Origin of the sequence: Ferrimonas sp. SCSIO 43195 (assembly GCF_023716685.1) — a bacterium.
GTDB classification, from domain to species: Bacteria; Pseudomonadota; Gammaproteobacteria; order Enterobacterales; family Shewanellaceae; genus Ferrimonas; species Ferrimonas kyonanensis.
Genome location: NZ_CP072679.1, coordinates 833,622 through 858,011, shown reverse-complemented (window position 1 = coordinate 858,011; position 24,390 = coordinate 833,622). Strand labels below are relative to the sequence as shown.

Below are 24,390 nucleotides of genomic sequence, written 5' to 3'. Positions count from 1 at the left end.
TCATGACCTTCCCCTATCGCCTGAAATCCCTCTCCCTGGACTACGTAGGCGCGATTCAGATACAGGTTATCGAGTCGACCGAACCGCCGCAGGTGCGTTGGCAGGGTGAGCTACCGGGCAGCGAAGACTCCGACATGAAACTGTTGCAACCGCTGGATCAGCACCGATTCGTGGCCGTCACCGATCGGGGTAAGGTGTTTCTCGGGGATGATCGCCAGCGCACTGTCACTCCACTGGCGGATCTCAGCTGCCGCTACGACTCCGGCGCCTGGCTGGACACCGACACGGGGCGACTGTGGCTGGCGGCGGATTTTCGTCATAAACAGCTCAATGGTTACCGCCTGCTGGCGCTGGATTTGAACCAGGGCACTGTGGTGGCCAACTGGCCCATCGACGACAGCGAGCATGATCTCACCACCTTGACCCGTCGCCACGACGGCCAGTTTGCCTTTTATGGCCGCAACAGCAAGCCGGGTTACAAATTCCGCCAGCACTGGATCCACTGCCTCAATCCCGGCAATGGCGATCAGCAACGAGCCGTACTAGCCAGCAAACCCACCCCGGTGGACGTCACCGTTCGCCCCTGGCTCTATCTGGACCGGACTCGAGGGCTGGCGCTGATGCCCGGGGCCGATCGACTGATTCAAGTGGATGAAGACCGGTTCGCGTTTGAGCTGCAGTTGCTGGATTTGAACCAAGGCGAAGTGCTGTGGACCCGGGAAGTCCGTCATCTGCACCTGGATCAGGTGGAGAGTGACCATTACCATCCGGAGTTGCGACAGTCCTTATCTCGCATCGCCTCTGGCCAATATGCCCATACCGACAACGACGCTTGGCAGACACTGCTCAGTTGCCTGACCGGTGCCTGGTTTGACCCGACTCAGCCGGAGATCTGGCTGGGCTGGCAGGACGGGACGGTACAGAAAATCGGTCTCGACGGTGAACGCCGCTCCCCCCTTTACCGGGTGGGAATTGAGGATTCGCAGGGCAACTGCCACTCGCCGATGCCGTTCGATCATGACCCACTCGCCCCCAGCGGCCGCCAACAAGACCGGTTAACCCTGAGCTACGGTTTCGAGTGCGATGAACACCTAGAAGCCCGCCTTCCAAAAACCATGGAGGCCGCACCTCTCGACCAACGAGACCCACAATGGCTGCCCTGCCAACGCCGCGCCGGCTTACCACTGAGGATTCCAGCATCACTGCAGGCCCAACCGGGCCCCAGTGGCTGCGTTCATATTACCAGTGGCGATCTCCATTGCGCCGAAGGGCGCCAACAGGCCCTGGAGCAATTGCTGGCGCTGCTGCCCGCGTTGCAACAGCAGCTAGGTGGCCCCCAGGAGAGCCAGTCAGGATGGCTGGGGCGACTGGTGGGCAGGCTAAACCCCAAACCCGACGCCACCGTACGCCCCCTTTACCTGGCCTTCAGCGATGGCCTGGGCCGCACCCAGAGTGAAAAACAGTTTTTCCATGAGGCAGTGCACCACCAGGCTTGTGCGCCCCTGATCGCCCAGCTGATTGACAGCGTCAGCCGCTGGCCCTGTGCCGCAACCCTGGAAGGCCATGGCGGTGAGCCGCTGCTTGCCCATGCCGCCTACAGCCTGTGCCTGAACAAGGCGTACCTGCCGCAATTGGCCGCCTATTTTTGTGCCATGGGTGGAGGTGAAGCGGTGTCCCCGTTTCACATCAATCACACCCTGGCGGCAATTCGCGAACACCATGCCGACACGCCGGAGCTGGCCACCTTCCTGGCCGCGGTACCCTGGCCCTACAACGACAACACCTTTACCAAACCCGAACGCGACCCCTATGACGACTGGGGTGAGGACGACTGAGTCCCCTTAGCACAACGGGGCGCCGGTGGCGGCGCCCTCGTAACCACACCAGAGAACCCCATGATTACCCTGATAAAAGACCTGTTCTATAAAAACCAGTTCTCCCGCGACGATGCGCCCCTGGATCGGGATCGCTACCTGTTGGGAGTGATGCTGCTGGTCACCGTGCCGCTGCTGCTGACCCTGAACGCCCCCCTGCATAGCCAGCAACTTTGGAGCGGCCTTGGCGGCGGCGCCATTGAGGCGGTGGTGGTCTCCTGGGCCGGCCTGTTTGGCGGCATCTGGCTGGATCCCTTGTTTATGATCGCCAGCCTCATGCTGGCCAATCGTGCCTTCGGCAAATGGTGGGCGCTGCCCATGGGGCTGCTGACCTTCCAAGCCACCATCGGCCTGAGCCTGATGCTGCGAATGTTCTCCTTTCCCAGCCAGCCACCCAGCTTCCTGATCACCGGCCAGGGGGCATTGATGGCGGTTTGGGCCCTGCTGCAACTGCCCATCCTGTGGCGCAAGCCCGCGCTCAGCCGCCAAAACCCCGGACACCCGCTGCTCAAGCACAACCCGGATTGCCACAAGGAACAACTCTCCCCCATCCACTACTTGTGGCGCTGCCTGCAGTTGGGACTGGCCAGCAGCCTGATCATCGCCCTACTGATGGCGGTGGCAATGACCGCTGACTATGAGTTGGCCGACACCGCCCAGATGCTCGCTCGAGGGGCGACCGTTATCGCCTATGTGCTGTCGTTTGTGCTGTTGATGCAACGGCTGCGCAATCTCGGCTGGCAACCCAAGTTCTGGCTGCTGAAGGCATTGCCGCTGTTTGTCGCCTTCAGCGCACTGCAGGGGCTGTGCTATGCCTACGAGTACTTTGGCAATCCTTGGTTGTTCTTGGTCGTTCAGTGGTTGACGCCGTTGGCGATGGTGGCGGTCGCCGTCTTCAGCCTGCACCTGATGCTGCAGCCTGCCGCCAAGGCGTTGCCAAAATCGGCCCGCAGCTGAGCACTGCAACCGCAAGCGGCACCCTGCACCTCTTTTTCACCGGGCGCTGGTATACTGGCGCCAGCAATGATTGAGGAGAGCACCATGAAACACCCGCAGATGCTGGCTCTGGCTGGCATATTGGCCCTCAGCGCACCGGCCCAGGCAGGCTGGGACGAACTGAAAGCCAAAGCCAAAGAGTTGGGCGAGCAAGCCGCCGACGTTAGCAAGGAAGCCTGGGAGACCACCGCCGATGCCAGCAAAGAGGCCTGGGATGCCACCTCGGAGTGGAGCAGCGACACCTGGGATGCCTCCTCAGAGTGGGCCGATGGCGCCCTGGATCACGCCGGCGAGTGGAGTGACGACGCCCTCGAAAAAGGCAAGGTCTGGGCCAAGCAGGGAGAGGCGAAACTGGAGCAGATGCTGGAACCGGACAGCCCGCAACAAGCCAGGGATGCATTGAACACCATGTCAGAAGTCACCCTGGTTCGGCTGTTCAGTGAACATCCCGAGGTCAAACCGCTGTTTGATGAAGCCTACGGCTATGCGGTGTTCGATTCGAGGAAGTTTTCGCTGATGCTGCACACCAACGGTGGCTCCGGGGTTGCGGTCAACCGCCACAGCCATAAGCGTACCTACATGAATATGTTTGGGGCTGGCCTGGCTCTGGGGCTGGGGGGCAAATTCTATCAACAGGTGATGCTGTTCGAAGACCAGACCCACTTCGATAAATTTGTTCACGATGGCTGGGAAGCCAGCAGTGAGGCCGGCCTGGTGGCCTGGGATGAATCCGCCGAAGTCAGTGCCAAGTACAACGGCGGCATGGCCATCTTCGTGCTGAATGACAAGGGCATCCTGCTCGATGCCAATGTCACCGGTAGCCGCTACTGGCAGGATTCAGACCTGAATTAAAGACAAAAAAAGGGCGGAGAAGACTCCGCCCTGATTCCCTATCCGTAATTGACCCTGGCCGGGGTGTCGTGTGCCTCCCAGGCCCGCTGATACAACTCGCTGGATTGCTGTTTAAGCCTGCTGATTCGCGCCAGCTCAATCTCTGCCAAGTCCCGCTGCTGCTGGGCAGCGTGTCGCTCAATCTCCTGAATCTGAGTATAAATATCGTGCTCGGCACCGCTTTTAATGGCGGCAATGTCCGCCAGGTGAATCTGAACCTCGGCCACCAGCTTAGATTGCGGCAGGCGCACCAGGACGTTCATGTCGCGATAGCCGTTGGCCTTGGGAGTCTGAAACCGGTTTTTAACCTTCACCACCTGTCCGTGTTGATTCAGGTGGTGATAGGCTCGCACCACCCCTTCCACATTTGACGCCACTAAGGTGGTGCGCGCCAGATCCGTGAGTAAACGAACGTCACCATCCAGTTTCCCCTCCAGCTTTGCCAGCGCGCGCTCTCGACTCTTCACATCGGGGACACTGGCTTGGGTGGAGGACAGGTAGGCTACGCGATGAGTCAGCATGGCCAGTTCGTTTTGGGCCATCTGCGCGTGTTGATACAGGTTTTCGAAATCTGTGGTCGGCTGAATTACCGAAGCATACTCCTGGCTATTGATGGCCATCAGTTCCGGCAGGCCTTTCTGGGCCTTACTTGCGCGCTCCAGTCCGGGGAGCTCGGTCAGAGATTGATTGAGAGACAGCGGCGTTGCGGCCTGAACCGGGGCTTGCCCGACCATCAGCATCATTAACGCCGTTTTTAAAAACTTACCCATTCTGACTCCTATTCCAGAGAAACGAGTCCACCGACAGGTGGGTGGACACTACTAGCATCTGGGCCAGCTGGGGCTTTTTCAACCTCGACGAGGTCACAAAAAAACCGCCAGCCTTAAAAACTCAGAGTCTTCAACGGCTGGCGGAGTTCCTACACCTTACTGAAATCCTTCGATTAGTCAGCTTAGATTCAGTATTGCGTCAGAGTGTGACCCGATAACACTAGCCTCCGGGCTTAAAGAACAGCTGACTGAACGGATTCAGCGCTCGGGCCAATCCCGAAGTAAAATGCAGCGGCGCATCAATGGCCGCCAGACACAAGCAGCCATTCTCCGAATAGGGCGCATGCTCCACTTGATCATCACACTGAATCAGATCGCCGGGATGAAAATCGCCCCGGTCATCCGAGAAAGTACCGTCGAGCACCAGGGTCCACTCCAGCCCTTTGTGGGCATGAGTGGCAATGCTGCCGCCGGGTTCCATGTAGATAAAGTTCAGTTGATAAGGCAACTGATGTCCCTGAATGGTGGCGCTCCAAAGTCGGCTCACCACTCGACTCCAAGGTCCGGCCCGCGCCACCAGCGTCGACAATGCCGGCGGAACCGAGACCGTGCGCCCCTGAAACTCCAGCTGGGTCGGCGAGCGGGTCTCGACATCAGGCTGCGCCGACGCCGGCTCTTCACTGTCCAGCTGTGCCAGTATCTGGTCCAGATCGGCGTCGTCAAACGCCTCGACATCGGATGCCGGCATCAACGAGTGGCTCGCCTGGCGCTGTTGGCACTGCTGCGCCAGCTGGCTGCATTGCGAACAGGCCCCCAGATGGACCGACACCATAATGGCCTGTATATCATCCAGGTCGCCCTGAATGAATTGCTCAATCTGAGCCAAGGTTGGATGACGTTCAGTCATAGCCCAAAGCTCCTTTGTTAAGGCGTAACGCCAATTTTTCCATCGCCAGCCGCAGCCGGCTCTTCACCGTGCCCACTGGCAGTTGCAGATGCTGGGCCGCCGCCTGGTGACTCATCTCTTTCAAGTACACCAGCGACACCACCTGACGCTGATTTTCCGGAAGGTTGGCCAGTAACTGATGCAAGCGCTTTTTCTCCGTCGCCAACTGCAGCAGACGATCACTGTCATGGGACTGGGGCGCCGGCTCGCTGTACAGGTCGTCGGAGCTCACCAGCACCGGCCTGGACAGCTTCTGTCTGCCGAGGTCAAAACAGCGATTGCGAGCGATGGTGTAGATCCAGGTGGACACATTGCCCTTGTCCACGTCGAACCGGTGCGCCTTTTGCCACACCGCCAGCATGGTGTCCTGAGCCACCTCCCTCGCCAGCTGATCGTCACCGACCTTTTTATAACAAAACGCGTGCACTCGATTTGCGAAATGCTTAAACAGCATCGCATAAGCGCGTTTGTCTCTGTCGTTGGCAACCTGAATCATCGCCTTGGACAGGGCTTGGGGGGAGGGATCATTATTCGGCGATTGCACCATACCAGTCTCAGGTTGGTTGGTTGAAGCCGAGGGCGCGACGCCTTGCATTGAGCGCTCCTTGTGGTTGCGCACTCGCCTCACAAACGGTTGATTATGAATCATACCAGCTTCCTTTCTCACCATAGGTCAACGAGCAGATACACGCAATACGAGTGACGCCTTAAGATGGATCACTGCGATCGATAATGGAGTGAATCAACGACACCGCCATCTCCGACGACGGCCGAGTCAGAATGTGAGCTTTGGCCTCGGCATCAATGGGCAATAACTCCAACCACCTCAACAGGCACCATTGCAACGGCCGCCGTTCGGCATCGGGATACAATGCACCGATCTCCGGGTATTCAGAAAGCAATCGAAGCAGGGCTGACTTGATGCCGTCATCCTCGTTCGCGCCCCCGTCAACCCAGATGGGTACCGGTTCACACTGGGCCCAGCGCAACCCGTCGGCATCGGTTCGCATCTGGCTCAGCCTTACCAATTCGATCCCCTCCACGGTGATCCCCAGCAACCCGTCCTGCAGCTGGTCAAAATCGACGATGTTGACCAGAGTCGCCAGATTAAGCACGTTACCGCCGGCTTCCCCCTCCACCAGCATGCCCATGGCAAAGCCATCGGGTCGGCCGGCCCGCTCACGCACCATGCGCAAGTATCGGGCCTCAAAAATTCGCAGGCTCAACCGTCCCTCGGGGAACACGTGAGCATTAAGGGGGAAGACTGGAATCATTTTCTCGTGGTCGCGGCAACATAGGATAGCGTTCACTACGTCTGGCGCCGGCAAGTGGTTCACCGAATTCCCTGATCCTGAGGCCAAAAGCTTCGTATAACCCAGTATCTTTGGCCCCAGGAGTCACCATGCAGCCCTTAACACTCCCCAATGGCTGGCGCAGCCAGACCCGCCGCTTGTTGGTCGACAGCGTGATTTTTCAGTTGTTTTGGTTGGCAAGCATGTGGGCACCAGCCGCGAGCTGGCAACTGCCCGCCTTGCTGATCTGGGCCTGGCTGTCCCCCTTGGGGCGACACCAATGGCTCTCGGTTCTACTGCTGGCCAGCCTGGGTATTGTCGTCGATGGGCTGTGGCTGAGCAGCGGCTGGTTAGTTCTGTTCGAGCCTGGCCCCTTGCTGGCTGGCGTGCCTCTGTGGTTGGCGCTGCTGTGGCTGGCCTGTTGCCGTTACCTGTTGATATTGGTAGCGAGCATTCACTGGCCTCTTTGGGCTCTGAGCCTGCTCGGCGCCCTGGGAGGGCCAGCCAGTTACGCCGCAGCCACCAGCTTTGGCCATGCCAGCATTCACTGGTCGCAACTGGCCGTCAGCCTGCCGTTTATTCTGTGGTGGGCGCTGCTACCACTGTTGATTCACCGCCTGGGAGAAACGCCATGACCCGTTATGCCCTCATCCCCCTGACACTGTGGCTGGGGTTGCAATCCGCCTCAGCCCTGGACCGCATCGGCCAAAGCACGTTCTCGGTGCTGTTTTGGGACATCTACACCGCCCAACTGTTTAACCAGGAGGGCCGCTACCTGGGCCTCACTGGTCCGCTGCGGCTGTCGCTGACCTACCACAGGCAGATCGATGCCATTGAACTGCTCGAGGCCACCGAATCCCAGTGGCAACGCATGGGCTATCAGGATGCCGCCAGCCAACGGTGGCTGCAGCAGATGGGCCCCTGCTTTCCCGACGTCGATGTTGGTCATACCCTCAGCTTCTATCTGGCCGAGGACAGCAGTGCCAGCCTGGACTGGAACGGACAACGACGTTGTAACTTTGACAGCAGCGAAGGCAACCGCCAGTTTCTGGCGATCTGGTTGTCTCGGGACAGCGCCGACCCGGGCTTTACCCGGCAACTAACCGGGGCGCAAGGAGGCCGACCATGATTCGCGTGCTACTGATTACGCTACTGCTGGTGGGCTGCAGTCATGACCTCGAAACCTACCGGGAATGGCAACCGCCAATGAGCCTGGAAACGTTCTTTGACGGCGAAGTGATGGCGTACGGCATGGTCACCGACCGCTCCGGCGAGGTGGTGCGCCGCTTTCGTGTTCGCATCGACGGCCGCTGGAGCGGCACACAAGGCACCCTGGATGAGTATTTCTTTTATGCCGACGGCGAGACTCAATTCCGGCAATGGCGTATCGAACGTCTCGACGATGGCAGTTATCGAGGCCAGGCCGACGACATCATCGGCGTCGCTCACGGGCGAGTCAGCGGCGCGGTATTGCACTGGGTCTATGACATGGAACTGAGCACCGATAGCGGCGACTGGCAAGTCAGCTTCGATGACACCATGGTGATGATAGATACCAACCGCATGTTAAATCGGGCAAAAATTAAGAAATTCGGCATTACTGTAGCCGAGGTGTTTTTGTCTTTTGAGAAAAAAACAGCGGCTCAAGCCGCTAATTTCTGATCTGCGGCCACGGCAGCGGCGTACTGATTCGGGCTTATCGAAAACTGGAGCATAACCATGAAAGCCCTACTTAAAGCCACCCTGGTGGCAAGCAGCTGTCTGTTAATTGTTGCCTGTGACGATGATGATGACGATCCCGTGGTCATAACCCCTCCCGAACTCACCATGAGTTATGTTCGGGTGATCCATGCGTCGCCGGATGCCCCGAAAGTCAACGTGCTAGTCGACGGGAATGCGGTACTTTCCGATGTCGATTACCAGCAAGCCTCCACCCTGTTGCCTCTGCCCTCAGGCAGCCACAACATCAAGGTCGAGGGCATCCTTGCCGACGGCAGCACCGCCACGGTATTCGACCAAACCCTCACCCTGGATCCCAACATCGAGTACAACGTCACCGCGACTGGCTTAGTGGCCAGCCTGCTGGCGGGCTCTGGTCCCACTCCCTTTGCCCCGGTGATTGTTCCCCGCAACCTGCTCAGTGAAGACCTGACCATGTTGCGGCTGCAGGTGCTGCACAGCGCGCCCGCCGTCGGCCGGGTTGGCGTCCACGTCACCGGCGCCGACGACCCACTCTCAGCCGCCACCGAGTTAACCGAACTGAGTTTTGGCGAGTTCACCCCGGACCCGGTGATGGTGGAGCCCGGCACCTACCGAGTTCGCCTGACCGACCCCGATGATCCCAGCGTGGTGGCCTACGACAGTGGTGCCCTGGCGCTCACCGATGCCGCCGACCTGTTTATTGCCGCCGTCGCCAACACCCAGGCTGGCGCGGCACCGGTTAACCTGCTGGTGGCCGACAACAGCGCCGATGAAGCTGGAAACGATGCCGCCATCATTCAGGACAGTCAGTTAATGGCCGGGCTGCGAGCCACCCACGGCATTGCTGCGGTCGGCGGTGTCGACATCTGGGTCAATGGCCAGGCTCCGGATGCCGCGTCCCCCCTGTACAACCTGACGTTCGCTAACACCACCCCGGCTCAGGGCTTCCTGAGCCTGGATGCCGACAGCTACCAGATACAGGTTGCCGCCAACGCCACCTCCACCGTGCTCATCGACATTCCCGAACTGACTCTGGCGGCCGGCACCGCCTACAGTGCCATTGCGGTCATCGACGCCATGGGGATGCCGACGCTGTGGGCGGTAGAGGAAGACCTTCGAGCCATCGCCACCGAAGCGCGGCTGCGGGTGTTTCACGCCAGCGCCTCGGCGGGCAAGGTGGACATCTATCTCAGCGCCGACATGATGGCCGACGACGGTGACATCAAACTGGCCGGGGTGCCCTACCTGGTGGAGTCCGGCATCCTTGGCATTCCCCCGGGCAACTACTACCTGTTGATTACACCGGAGAATACCCCTGAGGTCATCGCCGTCGGACCGGCAATGCTGGAGCTGCAGACTGGCATGCGTTACACCGCCATCGCAGTGGACGATCCGAACAACACCACCGGGCTGGCAACCCCAGGGATCGACATCGGGGTGATTACCTTGGATGGTCTGGCACCCTAACCCGTAACTCTGACGCCCATCCTGGGGGAGGCCGGTGGTCTCCCCCTTTTCTTTGCGCCCCGCCGTCCTTGAAGCTGTTCAGAATTACACCTGTTATGCTAGTGTTTGCTGTTCGCCAAACAGAGAATAATCATAAGGAAACAGGATGTTCGCTTTCCAAAGGCTCACAGCCGGGTTGTGCCTGCTGGCCAGCTCGATGACCGTTGTTGCCACCGACAGCGGTGACTTTAACGACACCAACCTGCATCAGCACATCAAGACTCTGGCGTCAGACCAGTACGGCGGCCGCGGTCCTTTGAGCCCGGGTGAACGCCTCAGCATCGACTACATCGCCGGTCAGTTCAAGCAACTCGGCCTTGAGCCCGGCTATCAGGGCCAATACCTGCAACCCGTGCCCCTGGCTCAGGTCACTGCCGATCAGGCCATGACCCTGACCGTCGGTGAACAGCAGTTTAAAGTGGGCAGCGACTTCACCGCCCGCACCCATCAGATGCGCAGCCAAATCGACCTGAAACAATCCGAACTGGTGTTTGTCGGCTACGGCATCAATGCGCCCGAATACCAATGGAACGACTATCAAGGCCTGGACGTCAAAGGCAAGACGGTGGTGATGCTGGTCAATGACCCGGGCTTTGCCACTCAGGATCCGACCCTGTTTAAAGGCAATGCCATGACCTACTATGGCCGCTGGACCTACAAATACGAAGAGGCAGCCCGCCAGGGGGCCGCCGCCGCGCTGATCATTCACCAGACCGATGCCGCCGGCTACGCCTGGGGCGTGGTGGAAAACTCCAACACCGGCAGCAAATACACCCTGGTGGACAAGCAGGGCAATGCCGATCAGTTACCGGTGATGGGCTGGCTGCATCAGGACGCCGCCAAGCGACTGTTTGCCGCAGCGAAGCTGGACCTCGATGCCCTCAGTCGCCAAGCGGCCGAGCCCGGCTTTAAAGCGGTGACGATGAACCAGAAGGCCAGCCTGAGCTTTGCCAATCGCAGCACCCAGGCCACCTCCCACAACGTGCTGGCCATCCTTCCCGGCAGCGAGCGCCCCGACGAAGTGGTGATGATTCACGCCCACTGGGATCACCTCGGCACCAACGAAAGCGATGGTCACATCTACAATGGTGCCATCGACAACGCCACCGGTGTCGCCGGCGTTCTGGAACTGGCACGGGTGCTAAAAGCCCGGCACGCCATCGCCCCGTTTAAGCGCACCCTGATGTTCACCAGCTTCACCGCCGAGGAAACTGGCATGATTGGCGCCCAGCAATTTGCTGAGCATCCTCCCATTCCCACCAAACAGATGGTGGCCTTTCTCAACATCGATGGCATGAACGTCGGCGACCAGTTAAGCTACATCCTTCGTTATGGGGATGGGGTTTCCGAACTGGAAGCCTACCTTGAAAAAGAAGCTGCCAAACAAGGGCGTACCGTTAAGCCCGACCCTCGTCCTCAGGCCGGATTGCTGTATCGCAGTGATCATTTCGCCATGGCCAAGCAGGGGGTTCCCGGCCTGCTATTCATGAGCCTGGGCGATAACGATCCGGACTACATTCCTCACCGTTACCACAAGCCGGCGGACGATTACGATCCTCGCTGGTCGCTGGCGGGAATGAAACAAGACCTGGCGCTAATGGCCAACCTGGCCGCCGAGCTGGCCAATAACTCGGACTGGCCCAAGTGGCTGGAAGAGTCTGAATTTAAAACACGTCGAGCCCAAGACGGGCGTTAAGGAGATCGGGTGAGCAGTCACTCTCTGTCAATGAGGCACGTCGGCCTGACCGCCGGCTTTGAACTCAAACGGTTATTTCAAACCAAACGGGGGCTGCTGTGGTTGCTGGCCTTCGCTCTGGTGTGGGGACTGCTACTGCGTTACCCCATACTGCAAGCCAGCGACCTGCTGAGAAACCCGCAGATGCAGGAGTTTGTCACCGCCCTGCTCGGCGACGGTGGCATCGCCGTCCTGTTTGACTGGCCTCACCCGGAACTGGCGGTGTACTGGGGACTGGCTCTGCTACTGTACCCCATGACCGCCATCGGCCTGTGTGCCGATCAGATGGCCTCGGATCTGCAGCGCGGCACCCTGAGATTTCTGACCCTGCGCAGCAGCCGCGATAGCCTGTTGCTGGGCCGTTTTCTGGGACTGATGCTAATACAGATGGCGATGGTCATCAGTTCGGTCGTTGCCACCCTCGGTCTGGCGCTCTACAACGGCGATACCCAGCTAATGTCTCTGCTGAGCCATGCCCTGTTGATCAGCCTTAACCTGATGCTGGTGCTGCTGCCGTTTACTGCCACCATGGCCCTGCTGTCGCTGATCGCCAAGTCCGGACGACAGGCCGTGGTACTGGCCAGCCTGTTCTGGCTGTTCACGCCGCTGCTGATCGGCCTGCTCGCCATGATCTACGCCCCGTTGGAGGCGCTGCGCTTCCTGGTTCCCGGTGGCCAACTCGGCGATCTCATCGGCACCTCACCAGGCCAGGCTCTGTCGCTGGCCTGGCTGCCCGTCGCCCAAGCCCTGCTGATGCTGGTGCTGGCCCAGATGACCCTGAAAAGGACCGCCTTGTAATGTTGATTCACGCACAGCAACTCAGTAAAAGCTACGGCAGCAAGCTGGCCCTGGACCGCGTCGACCTGAGTCTCGATGGCAGCGACAGCATCGCCCTGGTGGGCCCCAATGGCGCCGGAAAAACCACGCTGATGTCGTTGATTTGTGGTTATCTTCAGCCCAGCAGCGGTTCGCTGACGGTACTGGGGCACGCTCCGGGCAGCAGTGAACTGCTGGGGCAACTCAGCGCCTTGCCTCAGGATGCCCAACTGGATCCCGGCTTCAGCATCGGCATTCAGTTGCGCCACTTCGGTGCCCTGCAGGGCATGAGTAAAACCGAGGCGGATAAGGAGGCACGGCGGGTATTGGAGCTGGTGCAACTGGCCGATACCTTTGCCAGTCGACCCCAGGATCTCAGCCACGGCATGCGCAAGCGGGTCACCATTGCCCAAGCGCTGATGGGCCAACCCAGGCTGGTGTTATTGGATGAGCCTACCGCTGGCTTGGATCCGGCCAACGCCCGCGCCGTCCGGGATCTGGTCAACAGCTTGCGAGGCCAATGTCATTTTCTGATCAGTTCTCACAACCTGGAAGAGCTGCAGAAGATGTGTGACACGGTGCTGCACATCGAACAGGGCCGCATCAGCCAGACTCTGGAGGTTCATGGCAGTCAAAAAGACGCCATATTGACCCTGACCCTGACCCCGCAGTCTGGCACGGAGGCCGACCATTGGCTCAGACAGTTGCCGGGCGTCCGCGAAGTGACTCACAAGGGGCAACAGGAGTTTCTGCTTCGCTACGACGACAGCGCCCACCCCCAGTTCGACATCGAACTGCTGCAAGCGTTGCACCGACAGCAGCTGGAGTACCGGCAACTGAGCCGGGGCCTGAGCCTGGAAGACCGGTTGTTTAACTGAACCGAGACGCTCGACTGCAACAACAGCGAGGCCCCTAAACAGGGGCCTCGTCATTTTCTGTCGGCTCAACTCCTGGCTCGAGCGCACGTCGATGCTCGGCCGTTGAGACAACGACTCGGCGTCAATCCAGTCTCGCCGTTACAGCTCAAACCGCCCCCCCAGATACCAGGTCTGGCCAAAGGCCGGCCATACCGTGGACGACGAAGAGCCAGTGGCGACGTAGTGATAGTAGGTTTCATCAAACAGGTTGTTAACGCCGCCGTACAAGGTCAGGCCATTGGCCATGGCATAACGTACACTCAGATCGGTGGTTTCATAACTGTCCACCAGTTCATCCTCGGGCTTGTCGGCTTCATCAAAGTAGTTGGAGTATCCGCCGGTGTACTTGTATTTCACGCCGGCGCTCAGGCGCGGTGTGAAATCATAGTCTACCGTTACCACCACCTTGTGTTCGGGCACTTTCTGCAGACCGCTGTCGCTCCAGTCAATCTGCTTGCCTTCCTCAATCAACGCCTTACCCTGACTGTTGTATTCGGTTTTGCCTTTGGACCAGGTGTAACTCTGGGACAAGCGGAACTGGCCCAGGACCTGCTCGGCAGAAAAATCCACGCCGTACCGGCGGGTCTTCAACAGGTTCAGCGTCTTCTTGTCTTTCTTGTAACTCTTGTCTGCAATAGGGCTTTCAATTTTAACCCGGTTGAGCTCGTTATCAGTCTCGGTCAGGTACGCGGTCATCGACAGGAAGGTGCTCAGAAAATAGTCCCGCATCCCGATTTCATAGGTATCGTAAATCTCATCGTCGGCTTCGGTGGCCACAAAGACGTGATTTTTAGGGTCCACATAGACATCGTCGGTCATCTGGATGCCATCTGGGGTGGTGAAACCACGCTCATATCGGGCAAACAGCCGCCCTGTGTCCGAGTACAACCACGCCGACGACAGTTCATAGGCTTGATTTCGACGCTCATTTTTATGCCTTACCGAAGTGCCGGCACACTTGGAACTGGCGCATTCAGGCTTAGCGGTAATCCAGTCGGTCGCATCAAAACGAATACCCTGAGTAAATTCAAAGTTGCCAACTCGATTCTTGTTATGAACGAAGATTGCCTGAATCTCCTTTTCATAATCAAAGACGTTATAGGTATTTTGCTTGTACTTAGGCTGGGTCAGGGTTGCCTCCTGGTTGAGAAGATCTAACCCCACCAGCAGGTTATGATGATCAGCATAGCCCCAGTTTAGCTTCAGTTTGGCGCCCTTGGTCTGGTAATCCATGTCTTTGTCTTCGTAGTGGGAGTTTCGGTAATACCCCTTCTGAGACACCAGATCGGTCATCAACGACAGTGAGTCACTGAAATTAATGCTATGGGATAACTTCAAGCCATCGGATTTGCGATCGCTCTGGTTATAGCGACGCTTCACTTCATAGATGTACTCTCCGGTTTCCTCGTCATAGCCGACAGTCACCCGGGTTTCATCGGGAACGTAGTTACGGCCGTACTTTTTCAAATTGTCGGCACTGACATTGAAGACGTACTTTCCATCCTCTTCATAGTGGCTGTACTTCATTGACAGCATCTGATTGTCGGTCAATTGATAAGCAGCACCAAGGCCGTAATATTCGTTCTTCTTGTAGGTATCTTTAAAATAGAGATCGGAGTTTTCAGCGGAATAGTTGGCCTGCAAGACCAAATCATCGGTTGCCTGAACACCAAAATTCCCTGACCAACGACGTTGGTTTTCAGAGCCATATTCATAGCTCACCGAGTTTTGAGGTTTCTTCATCCCTTTCAGGTTGGTGGTAATATTGATCACTCCGCCGGCAGTACCGCTGCCGTACAATACCGCCCCCCCCCCTTCAATAATCTCAATTTTTTCAATCTGGTCGACAGGAACAATGTTGTAGTCGGTTTTATAAGGGTGCTGAGTCAAAATACCGATTGGCGCACCGTCGACCATGATTTGAATATTTCTACCGGCGGTTCGGCTGCCCTGGCCTCGAATGTCAATCTCACCATAGCCCGTCTTAGAGACATTGATTCCGGGTACATCATCCAACACCTCAGACAAACTTTCGTAGCCCTTGTTCTCCATGTCTTCACGAGAGATCACTCGAATGTTCTTGGTGGTACTGATTGCTTCAATTTCAACGTAATCTGCGGTCACCGTACTTTCGTCCAATGCCACTTCATCCGTTGTCGAAACATGACTCTGCTCAGTTTGAGGCTCGGCATACACCTGGATGCCGCTGGAACAGATCAGGCCGATAAAAGTACCGGCAACCGTTATTTCCTTGAATTTCATATATGAAATACTTCCTGGAATCACTCAAAAGTTAGGGCTACGTTGGCGTGTTTCCTCGGCGAAACACGCCGCGGTTCCAGGCACTACCCTGCTAATACCCCCCGTTATAGTGAGCAGCATTACCACAGCAACAGTGCCAGAAACCGTAACAGAACACGGTTTGCTCCATCGATCATGGCAACAGACACAGCAAACGCGACGCCACTATACACTCAAACGCGAATGATAAACACTACCAAACGCGTATCATTCTCATTTGTCGAGCAGTGTCAAAAAATGACCTCGACTCCATGTAAAAAGATTTACCCTAATAAGCCCAAGCGGCTATCAAATCCTCCAGTATTAATACGCAAAACCGCATATACACCCTTTTGCATTTTGCGTTAAGCCAAGCGCAACCTTTGCCTCTCATATAGCGCCAGAAGAAAGAAAGCATGGACAGAAACAGTCAAATTAAACGCACCTTCTCACTGACTCAAAAGACAGCGACTGGTAACAAAAATGTAACCACGGCGTAAATTGAAGGTTCTTTACCGATATTCAGTCAGGATGGATGCAGATTCAAATTTGTGAGAATGAAAACGATAATGATTCACAAATAGGTTGACAGATTCAAGGTTCAAAGTTCAAGATCGCCTGAATTATTGGCTTAGGAATTCAGCAACGTCAGTTGTTCGTAGACACCTAACATCGATTAAAGACAGACTCCCAATGCATTTATATCCTTTAAATAAACGGCACCAACCCTGCCTGCCTCAGGCAAAAAGGCGCCCGCTGCTTACTCTGATTTTCAGTTTGCTGGTTTGTGGCCACAGTCATGCTGATCCAGCCACACTGGATAAAACCGTTAAAAACGATATCGCAGTTGGTCATCAGACCCAACGTAGGGAAAGCGAATGGGATCAACAGCGCAAACAGCTCGAACTGCAGTTGCAACAGCTCACTGAGCAACACGACACTTTGAAAAAAGACGTCGACAGCCTGCTGTGGAGCAATGCCCAAAAATCCGATACGGCGGCAAGCCTAAAGCAAGACATCGCCAGTGCAAGTCGACTGACTTCAGGGCTGGATCCTGTTATCGACGAACAGGCTCAAAAAGCGGCACAAGCGGTTCAGACCAGCCTGCCATTTTTGCAGCAAGAGCGGCAGCAACGACTGCAACAATTCAACCACTGGCTGGACGCGCCATCGACTGAGCAAGCAGAGAAGCTGGAACGATTGCTGGAACTGTTCACCATAGAAACGCAATTCGGCCACACCAGTGAATCCTGGCAGGAGACCATCGAACTCAATGGTCATCCCCTCACCGTCCAACTGCTGAAGGTCGGCCGACTTGCCCTGTATTATCAGACTCTCGATAAGGCGCAATGTGGTGTTTTTAATCCGAAAACGCTCAGTTTCGATCCCTTACCCAGCGACTGTGTCGCCCCTATGAAAAAAGCCATTTCCCTGGCCAACCATGGACGCAGTGCCGAACTGGTGAGCCTGCCAATCGGAAGGATTACCCTGCCATGAAACGCCTCTTAATCATCATGTTAGTGAGCCTTTCCTGCATCAACTCCGCTTGGAGTGCCGATCTACGCCAGGCTCAGGCCAATGCCGAAACGGCTTTGACCCAACGCAAAGCTCAGGATAGCGAATCCCAACAACGCATTACCGATCAACGCAACGACCTGCAGCAACGCATTCAGCGCCTTCGAGGTGAAATTAACGCTCTGAAACTGAAGAAAAAACAGGAGTCTGTTCGCAGCAAAAATCTGGACGCCGAACTGCAGCAATTAACCGGCCAGCGAGACACGTTGGAAAAACAGGTTGGCCGCATCGTTGCCATCGTCCGTACTGCCGCCAAAAACCTGCGCCAACTGGCCCTGGCATCGCCTTTTTCAGCAATGACCCCCCAGCGCATTCAACACCTCGATCTGTTGGCTGACGGCACCCAATTCCCGGACATTAATGATCTCAATAGTCTGTTTCGCTACTTCAATGATGAAATCACCCTCAGCGGCGAAGTGGGCCTGCACCTGGTCAACGTCACCGGTCGGGATGGCACCATCACTGAACGGCAGGTACTGACAGCCGGGCCCTTTATGTCACTGGTGCTGTCCGGCCAACACGGCGAGCCCATTCTCTATGACGCCAACACCCTAACGTTCAGAGAGATGCCCTCTTCACCGGGGTTCATGTTGCAGTGGGCCCTTGACCGCTATTTGGAGGGAAAAAGTGACGTTCTGCCGCTGGACCTCAGCGCCGGGGCTGCTTTGGATCAGTTGCGCCGTACGCCCTCATTGTCTGAACGCATCCTGCAAGGGGGCCCCTTGGTCTGGCCCATCGTCTTCATCGGCTTGCTGGGCTTAATCATCGCGGTGGAGCGCGCCTGGTTTTTGAAGCGGGTGCATGACAATACCGACAGCACCATGAACAAAGTCAATGCACTGGCCGGTGAGGGCCAATGGCAACAATGTGACCAGATGGTCGCAAAACGAAAAACATCGCCGGTCTACAACGTGTTGCGCACCGGGCTGGCCGCTCGAAGCGAGCCGCGAGATGTCCTAGAGAGCATTCTTCAGGAAGCGATTCTTAAAGAACTCCCCAGACTGGAGCGGTTCCTGCCCTTCCTGGCCATGCTCGGCGCCGTTACACCTTTGCTGGGTTTGTTAGGCACGGTGACCGGCATGATCGATACCTTTGAAGTGATCCACATTGCCGGTACCGGCGATCCGAGAATGATGTCTGGCGGCATCTCCACCGCCCTGATCACCACTATGCTGGGATTGGCCATTGCCATCCCCATCATGCTGCTGCATTCGGTCCTAAACCGGCAGGTTGAGCACATCATCGGTGACATGGAAGAGAAAGCCGTCGCACTAACTAACATCATTCAGCGTGAAGACCTCAGCCTGCGCACCCCCGCTCTCTCGGCAGAACCGGCATGTTAACGGAAGTACTTGTCGGACTGTACGACTACGTCAGCACTGGCGGCACAGTGATGATTCCCATCATGCTGTGCTCCATGCTGCTGTGGTGCCTCAGCCTGGAGCGACTGTTCGCCTTCTACAGGCTGGAGCAGGACGACCTGAGCCTGGACTCCGCCATATCGATGATACGCCGAGGGGACTGCGGTCCGAACCAGGCCGGTGTTCGCCGTGACTTGGTGCGATTCCTAGCCCCCCATACTCCGGCGACGGCAGCAGAATTTCAGGGGTTGTTGCAACAATACCGACTTCAGACTCAGCCTAAATTGGATAAAAGAATTGGCTTGATTGCCACTCTGGCCGCCATTGCCCCACTGCTGGGGCTGCTGGGCACCGTTAATGGCATGATCGCTACCTTTGATGTCATTGCTCTGTTTGGAACCGGCAACGCCAAAGCCATGGCTGGCGGTATCTCCGAATCCCTTATTACCACCCAGAGCGGACTCACCGTGGCCATTCCGGGGATGTTTCTCGGGGTCATCCTCAACCGCCGTGCCCGACGCCTGAGCCAGACGCTCAACGAAACCATCAGTCTCTTACAAAGGAGCAGCCAGTGATACAGATCAGAGACTCATTAAGACGGCGAAAGGCCACCCCGGAAGTGAACATCTCACCTCTGATTGATCTGGTGTTCTTGCTGCTGATCTTCTTTATGGTCACCACCAGTTTTGTGAAAGAAACCGGCATCGACATCAATCGTCCCAATGCCGAAACAGCCGTCGTTTCCAAGCAGCAGGCTATTCTGGTCGGCATCGCCGACAACGGCGAAGTGCATTTTGACGGCAAGGCCATCGACATTCGAAGCGTTCGACTGCTGGTCGCCCGAGCCGTCGCCGACAAACCCGATGCCGATGTGGTTGTCGTCGCAGACAAAGCCGCTCCTACCGGTATCTTGGTTCGAGTGATGGATCAGTGCCGTCTGGCGGGTGCCGAGCGGGTCAGCGTCGCCACTCAAAATAAGGGTGAGCGATGATCTTGCATCACAAGTGGCTGCCGCTGGGCTTGGCTGCACTGCTGGCCATGATAATCAATTTGCTGATATTTTCTCTTTTGCCCGGGCTTCGTACGCCGCCAAGAAGCAGTGACCAACTCATTCTGGCCCGCCCCATTTCCATGGTAAAACTGGAGCCCATGAAACCGGCAACGCCACCACCACCCGAGCAACCGAAACCGCAACAGGCTCCGCCTAAACCCAGGCTGGCACTGCCCATTGATACCACACCAATACAGACCAGCTCACTGAGCCTGAAGGCTGATCCAGGGCTGCCAGAGCTGGATACCCGCATCTTCAAGCCCACTCCGGGCGACCTGGTATTCGGCGAAGCTCAATTGGATAAGCCGTTAATTCCTACTCACAATCAGTCCCCCATCTACCCGTTTCAAGCCAAACGAATGGGACTGACCGGCAAAGTCAAAGTGAAGTTTGTGGTGGAAAAAGATGGCACCGTCGGTGAGATGGAAGTGGTCAGCGCGACGCCGCCCAATGTCTTTGATAAAGCGACCCTCGATGCGGTCAGTCGCTGGACCTTCAGGCCCGGAGAAATCACCGGTGAAGCGGTGCGCGTCAACGTTACTCAAGTCATTAACTTCAATTTGAATAAATAACCCCCTATGCCAATGCTCATTTCACTCCGTTCTCTCTGGCCTTTGGCAGTAATGCTCGTCACCGTGCCCGGCTACGCTCAGGCCAGCACCTGCAATGCCCAACCCAGCCCCTACATCAACCAGGCGCTGACCCGGGCCTCACTGTTTCTGGAACAGGAGAAACCGCAACAGGCATTGCGGGTTCTGTCCACCACGTCAGAAAAAGCAGCCGACGCCAGTCACCACCTACTGGAATTCCACCTTGGTGTTCAACTGGCGCAACATGACCAGCCGCAACAGGCTCTGATCCACTTTCGCCACGCCTCTCAATTGTGCGATTCCCACGCCGGCAGTTGGCAAAACCTCGGTCGGCTAGCGTTCGAAACCGGACACTTTGATGAAGCCGCCACGGCCCTGGAACAGGCCTTCCGGCTCAGTGGTGAACAGCGATCGGATCTGCGCTATTTTCAGGCCTTGGCCCGATACAAACAGCAGCATTGGCAAGACAGCCTGACACTGAGCCTGGAGCTATTGTCGAGATTTCCGGCACAAAGAAAGCTGGACTGGATAGAACTTGCCGCCGCCGCCGCCGATGCGGCAGACAGACGCCCTCAAGTTATCGATACCCTGTTCCCTTTGGTCCCAGCCATGGGAGGCTCACCCCGCTTTCGCCGCTCGCTGGCCAGCCTGCTGGTTCAAGAGCAACGTTTTTCCGAGGCGATGATCCAGCTAAAAGATCTGGATCATATGGGAGTCATTGATCCCTCCGAACTGCGAATTCTGGCCGACATCTGCCGCATGGAGGAGTTACCCCTGGATGCCGCCGGCTATTACCATCGACTGGCAGCACAGGAGCACTCGGCAGAACTCACGGAAAAAGAGGCTGAAAGCTGGATTGCCGGATTCCAACCTCAGCGCGCCAGAATGGTACTAGAGCGCGAAGTGGCGCACTGGGACACTCCCAGGTTGTGGTTGCTGACCGGCCAGTTGCGCTTTGATGACGGCGAGTTAGAACCGGCATTAACGGCCTTTCGGCGGGTGCTGACACACACACCTGACCACCGATATGCCTTGACCATGACCGGCTACATTCTGTTTCTTCAGGACAAACTGGACGCCGCTTTACCCTGGCTGGACAAGGCCGCTGACGATCGCCCGGGCAATCAGGCCGGCGCGCTGCGCGACTACATTAAAGAGTTGCTTGAGTATCGACAGCGCCACCAGCAACTTACCGCTGCGCCGGCTCAGAGTCAGGTTCGGCCGTCAACGCCGCCGTCCCCAGATAACAAAGCCGGTACAGGCAATGGCGATGGCCATCAGCGCCACCAGGCTCATCAACCACTCCCCCACGGGGCCGAAGATGCGACCAGTATGCAGTGACAACAACAGACGCTCGACACTGATACCAACGCCCTTGCCGGCCAGCTCAGCCGGCAACTCAGCCCCCTGTGGCAACAACCCCTTGCTGACCAGCTGCGCGTCACTGCGTTGCGGAGCCTGTTCCATCCACCAGTCCAGGGCCCAGGCCTGCCCCTGCTGATCCAGCAGCAACGGCCTGCCCTGGTCATCCAACCCCAGAGACTGTATGCCAGCGCCGTGCGGCAACCGTTCCACCAACTCACCTTCCCGGGTCAACAGATACAGCGCTTGCCCATCCGCCGCCAGCATGACCTCCGGTGTGGCGATGGCGGCAACCAGGCCGCCCTGCAACTCGGCCACCTTGCCCATGGGCGTTATCAGCGCCTGCTCAACCTGATACAGCGGCAGGGACTCAATCGCGGTCACTTTGGGTTCAGGCACACCGGCGATGCGATACCACAAGGGGGCGGTCAATGAGGGTTGATCCAGGCCAATGCGATGGCTGTGCTGCAGCAGCAAGCCGGTGGTCGCCAGCAGCAGGATCCAGACGCACACCAAAATGCCAATTTTGCTGTGCCAGCGGGTCAAAGTTCGGGTCTTCATTGAGTTACATGGTCAGCCAGGTATAACGCCATCTTAGCGGTTCGGTTCATGGCATGCACGGATAAGGTCGCGCCACTGATGCCATCGATGCTTCGTGACAGGCGCTGATCCTGCAACGAGGCTCCCGAATATTGGCGGGTAAAAGCCTCTCTGTGGATCTCCCAGCCCCGGTGCTCCCTGAATACCAGTACCTTGGCTTGTACTATGACACCAGATTCAACCACATAGCCAAAGGTTATGGGTTTGTCCTTGCCGATGGATTCGAGCACCCAGGCAGAACGGCCCTGCCGTTGCCAGTAGCGCACCCGAAGCTTGGCGTACTTCTCCCCCATCAACTCGTTCAATTCCGATTTCAGGGGCCCTTTCAACCACAGAGTGCGCGTTTCCGGCTCGGCACCGTCAAACGCCTGAGACAGGAATGCCTCCTGACTCAGGTACTCGGTGGAGGCCAGTGCCCCCCCACTCATCATTGCCAGCAGCAATGTCCAAAAAGCAAACAGGGGGCCTCGGCCCCCTTTTTTCAACATCAGCATCTTAGAAAGAGTAGCCTACACCCAGATTGAAACCATTCTGGTTTTTGTCGTTGTCGTTGTCCTGCCACTGGTAGTCGGCCTTGAATACCACCTGAGGGTGGATCCAGTAGTTGACACCGATATCGGTCTGAGCCTTGGCGCTGTCAGCACTGTCACCGGCTTGGTTGTCCCAGGTGCTGTAACGGGCAAACACACCCAGCTCTTCGGTGACCTTGAAGCTTGGCTCCAGGTACCAACCGTTTTGCTCATCGGCACCGATGGACTTAGGACCATCACCGTCGAGCATCCACATGCCGTACAGGCCACGCAGACGGAATGCCTCGTACTGCCAGTCCACGTGAGCTTCCAGCATGGTGGCACTGCCAGCATCGGCATCCAGAGACTGGGTTATGTCAGCCTGGTACTGGAACGAGCCGCCCACGGTCAGACCAGGGATACCAGCGTAAGAGACCGCAATGGTCGCCGCCAGATCTTCGGCGTTGGCCTTGGCCACTTTCTGACGACCGGAACGGATGGAGTATTTCGCGTCGGCATTGGTTTCCAGGCCACTGTGTACAAAGCCTTGCAGGGTAACGCCGTTATCCAGGCGGCCAATCAGACCGGTACCCGCTTCCCACCAGGTGGTCGGCAGAATGTACTTTTCGACGTTATTACGCTCGACACCATAGAAGGTATCCGGTTCGTGGGTTTCGTTCAGCAGACCCACAGGCAACAGGAACAGACCGGAGCGTGACGTCAGGTTAGAAGACAGATCCCAGTCGATGTAGGCCTGCTCCAGCTCCACTTCACCGGGCTTACCGTCGCCAGACAGGGAGTGCTCCAGTTCCACTTCAGAGAAGAAACGGATGGTATCGGTAAACTCGTAACCGAACATCAACACGAAACGGTGGAAATCAATCTCACTTTTGTCGCTGGCCCCGCCTTCACCATTAAGGTTGTTGTAGTGCAGCTCGCCGTAGCCACCGATGGTGACCTTATCCAGCGCGCTGGAGCCCGAATCGCTCTCAACCGCTTCTACGGCGGCTTCAACCGCTTGCTGATTGTCTTTAACTTGACGGCTCAGCGCTTCGATGGCTGCGGCTTGCTGCTTAATCAGCTCCTGCTGTGCCTTCAGTTGTTGTTCAACGCTGTCGGCGGCAAAGGCGCCATTTGCAGTCAGTGCCAGCGCAATGCCGGCTACCAGTGGCTTGAGTTTCATGTGCATCATCTTCCCCGGAGGTAAATTGGCCAAAACGGCTCTTCTCTGAATTTTCTGAAATGATAGCCATTTTCATTACCATTACCAGTATTTTTCACATTTTTTTTACCCCTCAAACCACCAACTGCACCGCTGCCAACCTCAAATAGCACACAATTCACCGTGTTTTGATCACACTCTGCGTTAGGCAGAGTAAAAACAACAAAATATCAGTCATATGAAAAGAGTCATTCAAACTGCATATTCGGATATACAAAGGTGATCCAAATCTCATTCAGACCAAAATGCTAATGCCTCCCTCAGTAAGAAACTCAAGGTTAACTCCATGATTAAGCACGATTAAAATAGACCCCCCCCAGGGTGAACAGCGGCATTACCCAAGACGCCTCAGAGGCTGAGAAACAACATTCATAAAATTCAGCCAGGATTCAGGCC

General features: G+C 56.9%; 24 protein-coding genes. 16 read left to right on the top strand and 8 right to left on the bottom strand.

The window, feature by feature from the left end; translation table 11 throughout:
* Nucleotides 1-2 precede the first annotated feature (2 nt).
* The 3 genes from J8Z22_RS04100 (at nucleotide 3) to J8Z22_RS04090 (ending at nucleotide 3,722) form a co-directional block, all read left to right on the top strand.
* A complete protein-coding gene (locus tag J8Z22_RS04100; RefSeq protein ID WP_252008958.1) occupies nucleotides 3-1,835 on the top strand; it encodes a hypothetical protein in 1,833 nt (610 codons plus the stop codon).
* Between the two features lie 60 nt (nucleotides 1,836-1,895).
* The gene (locus tag J8Z22_RS04095) at nucleotides 1,896-2,831 is read left to right on the top strand and encodes a hypothetical protein (RefSeq protein WP_252008955.1); all 936 of its coding nucleotides are present in this window, start codon (nucleotides 1,896-1,898) and stop codon (nucleotides 2,829-2,831) included.
* Between the two features lie 84 nt (nucleotides 2,832-2,915).
* Nucleotides 2,916-3,722: a hypothetical protein gene (locus J8Z22_RS04090; protein WP_028114037.1), complete on the top strand. Its 807-nt coding sequence runs from the start codon at nucleotides 2,916-2,918 to the stop codon at nucleotides 3,720-3,722.
* Between the two features lie 38 nt (nucleotides 3,723-3,760).
* On the opposite strand, the gene J8Z22_RS04085 is transcribed toward J8Z22_RS04090, so the two are convergent.
* The 4 genes from J8Z22_RS04085 to J8Z22_RS04070 all read right to left on the bottom strand — a co-directional run bounded on the left by J8Z22_RS04085 (nucleotide 3,761) and on the right by J8Z22_RS04070 (nucleotide 6,703).
* Entirely contained in the window at nucleotides 3,761-4,531 is a 771-nt protein-coding gene (locus J8Z22_RS04085; protein WP_252008951.1) for a hypothetical protein, read from the bottom strand.
* Nucleotides 4,532-4,751: 220 nt separating this feature from the next.
* A complete protein-coding gene (locus J8Z22_RS04080; protein ID WP_051252808.1) occupies nucleotides 4,752-5,438 on the bottom strand; it encodes a ChrR family anti-sigma-E factor in 687 nt (228 codons plus the stop codon).
* A complete protein-coding gene (locus tag J8Z22_RS04075; protein WP_252008949.1) occupies nucleotides 5,431-6,072 on the bottom strand; it encodes a sigma-70 family RNA polymerase sigma factor in 642 nt (213 codons plus the stop codon). The genes J8Z22_RS04080 and J8Z22_RS04075 overlap by 8 nt, the downstream gene beginning before the upstream one ends.
* A gap of 112 nt (nucleotides 6,073-6,184) precedes the next feature.
* On the bottom strand, nucleotides 6,185-6,703 hold the full coding sequence (locus J8Z22_RS04070) for an LON peptidase substrate-binding domain-containing protein (RefSeq protein ID WP_252008947.1): 519 nt from the start codon (nucleotides 6,701-6,703) through the stop codon (nucleotides 6,185-6,187).
* Nucleotides 6,704-6,879: 176 nt separating this feature from the next.
* On the opposite strand from J8Z22_RS04070, the gene J8Z22_RS04065 reads away from it, so the two are divergent.
* From J8Z22_RS04065 to J8Z22_RS04035, 7 genes are all read left to right on the top strand, one after another.
* Nucleotides 6,880-7,404: a DUF2878 family protein gene (locus J8Z22_RS04065; protein ID WP_252008945.1), complete on the top strand. Its 525-nt coding sequence runs from the start codon at nucleotides 6,880-6,882 to the stop codon at nucleotides 7,402-7,404.
* The gene (locus J8Z22_RS04060) at nucleotides 7,401-7,898 is read left to right on the top strand and encodes a hypothetical protein (protein ID WP_028114042.1); all 498 of its coding nucleotides are present in this window, start codon (nucleotides 7,401-7,403) and stop codon (nucleotides 7,896-7,898) included. Before J8Z22_RS04065 ends, J8Z22_RS04060 begins: the two co-directional genes overlap by 4 nt.
* Entirely contained in the window at nucleotides 7,895-8,431 is a 537-nt protein-coding gene (locus tag J8Z22_RS04055) for a DUF3833 domain-containing protein (RefSeq protein ID WP_252008942.1), read from the top strand. Before J8Z22_RS04060 ends, J8Z22_RS04055 begins: the two co-directional genes overlap by 4 nt.
* 57 nt (nucleotides 8,432-8,488) lie before the next feature.
* Nucleotides 8,489-9,937, top strand: coding sequence for a DUF4397 domain-containing protein (locus tag J8Z22_RS04050; protein WP_252008939.1), 1,449 nt, complete (start codon nucleotides 8,489-8,491; stop codon nucleotides 9,935-9,937).
* Between the two features lie 145 nt (nucleotides 9,938-10,082).
* Nucleotides 10,083-11,672, top strand: coding sequence for a M28 family metallopeptidase (locus J8Z22_RS04045; protein ID WP_371878103.1), 1,590 nt, complete (start codon nucleotides 10,083-10,085; stop codon nucleotides 11,670-11,672).
* Nucleotides 11,673-11,681: 9 nt separating this feature from the next.
* Complete coding sequence (locus J8Z22_RS04040) at nucleotides 11,682-12,509, top strand: ABC transporter permease (protein ID WP_028114046.1); 828 nt, start codon at nucleotides 11,682-11,684, stop codon at nucleotides 12,507-12,509.
* Nucleotides 12,509-13,405: an ABC transporter ATP-binding protein gene (locus tag J8Z22_RS04035; RefSeq protein ID WP_028114047.1), complete on the top strand. Its 897-nt coding sequence runs from the start codon at nucleotides 12,509-12,511 to the stop codon at nucleotides 13,403-13,405. Before J8Z22_RS04040 ends, J8Z22_RS04035 begins: the two co-directional genes overlap by 1 nt.
* A gap of 138 nt (nucleotides 13,406-13,543) precedes the next feature.
* Here J8Z22_RS04035 and J8Z22_RS04030 read toward each other — a convergent pair whose 3' ends face one another.
* Nucleotides 13,544-15,706, bottom strand: a complete 2,163-nt coding sequence (locus J8Z22_RS04030) for a TonB-dependent receptor (protein ID WP_252008936.1) — start codon at nucleotides 15,704-15,706, stop codon at nucleotides 13,544-13,546.
* Between the two features lie 603 nt (nucleotides 15,707-16,309).
* Here J8Z22_RS04030 and J8Z22_RS04025 point away from each other — a divergent pair.
* The 6 genes from J8Z22_RS04025 to J8Z22_RS04000 are packed head-to-tail and all read left to right on the top strand — an operon-like array spanning nucleotide 16,310 to nucleotide 21,642.
* Nucleotides 16,310-17,221 (top strand): DUF3450 family protein, encoded by a 912-nt coding sequence (locus tag J8Z22_RS04025; protein WP_252008932.1) that lies wholly within the window; start codon nucleotides 16,310-16,312, stop codon nucleotides 17,219-17,221.
* The gene (locus J8Z22_RS04020; protein ID WP_252008930.1) at nucleotides 17,218-18,642 is read left to right on the top strand and encodes a MotA/TolQ/ExbB proton channel family protein; all 1,425 of its coding nucleotides are present in this window, start codon (nucleotides 17,218-17,220) and stop codon (nucleotides 18,640-18,642) included. The genes J8Z22_RS04025 and J8Z22_RS04020 overlap by 4 nt, the downstream gene beginning before the upstream one ends.
* Entirely contained in the window at nucleotides 18,636-19,235 is a 600-nt protein-coding gene (locus tag J8Z22_RS04015; protein ID WP_028114048.1) for a MotA/TolQ/ExbB proton channel family protein, read from the top strand. Before J8Z22_RS04020 ends, J8Z22_RS04015 begins: the two co-directional genes overlap by 7 nt.
* Entirely contained in the window at nucleotides 19,232-19,651 is a 420-nt protein-coding gene (locus J8Z22_RS04010) for a biopolymer transporter ExbD (RefSeq protein ID WP_252008929.1), read from the top strand. The genes J8Z22_RS04015 and J8Z22_RS04010 overlap by 4 nt, the downstream gene beginning before the upstream one ends.
* On the top strand, nucleotides 19,648-20,283 hold the full coding sequence (locus J8Z22_RS04005; RefSeq protein ID WP_051252815.1) for an energy transducer TonB: 636 nt from the start codon (nucleotides 19,648-19,650) through the stop codon (nucleotides 20,281-20,283). Before J8Z22_RS04010 ends, J8Z22_RS04005 begins: the two co-directional genes overlap by 4 nt.
* Before the next feature lie 51 nt (nucleotides 20,284-20,334).
* Nucleotides 20,335-21,642 carry a lipopolysaccharide assembly protein LapB gene (locus J8Z22_RS04000; protein ID WP_252008925.1) on the top strand — a complete coding sequence of 436 codons (1,308 nt, stop codon included), beginning with the start codon at nucleotides 20,335-20,337 and terminating at the stop codon, nucleotides 21,640-21,642.
* Here J8Z22_RS04000 and J8Z22_RS03995 read toward each other — a convergent pair.
* From J8Z22_RS03995 to J8Z22_RS03985, 3 genes are read right to left on the bottom strand one after another with little or no spacing between them, the layout of a single operon-like run.
* Nucleotides 21,526-22,224 carry a PepSY domain-containing protein gene (locus J8Z22_RS03995; RefSeq protein WP_084144516.1) on the bottom strand — a complete coding sequence of 233 codons (699 nt, stop codon included), beginning with the start codon at nucleotides 22,222-22,224 and terminating at the stop codon, nucleotides 21,526-21,528. The genes J8Z22_RS04000 and J8Z22_RS03995 overlap by 117 nt on opposite strands.
* Entirely contained in the window at nucleotides 22,221-22,751 is a 531-nt protein-coding gene (locus J8Z22_RS03990) for an FMN-binding protein (protein WP_252008923.1), read from the bottom strand. The genes J8Z22_RS03995 and J8Z22_RS03990 overlap by 4 nt, the downstream gene beginning before the upstream one ends.
* A 7-nt stretch (nucleotides 22,752-22,758) precedes the next feature.
* On the bottom strand, nucleotides 22,759-23,955 hold the full coding sequence (locus tag J8Z22_RS03985) for a porin (protein ID WP_028114053.1): 1,197 nt from the start codon (nucleotides 23,953-23,955) through the stop codon (nucleotides 22,759-22,761).
* Nucleotides 23,956-24,390 lie beyond the last annotated feature (435 nt).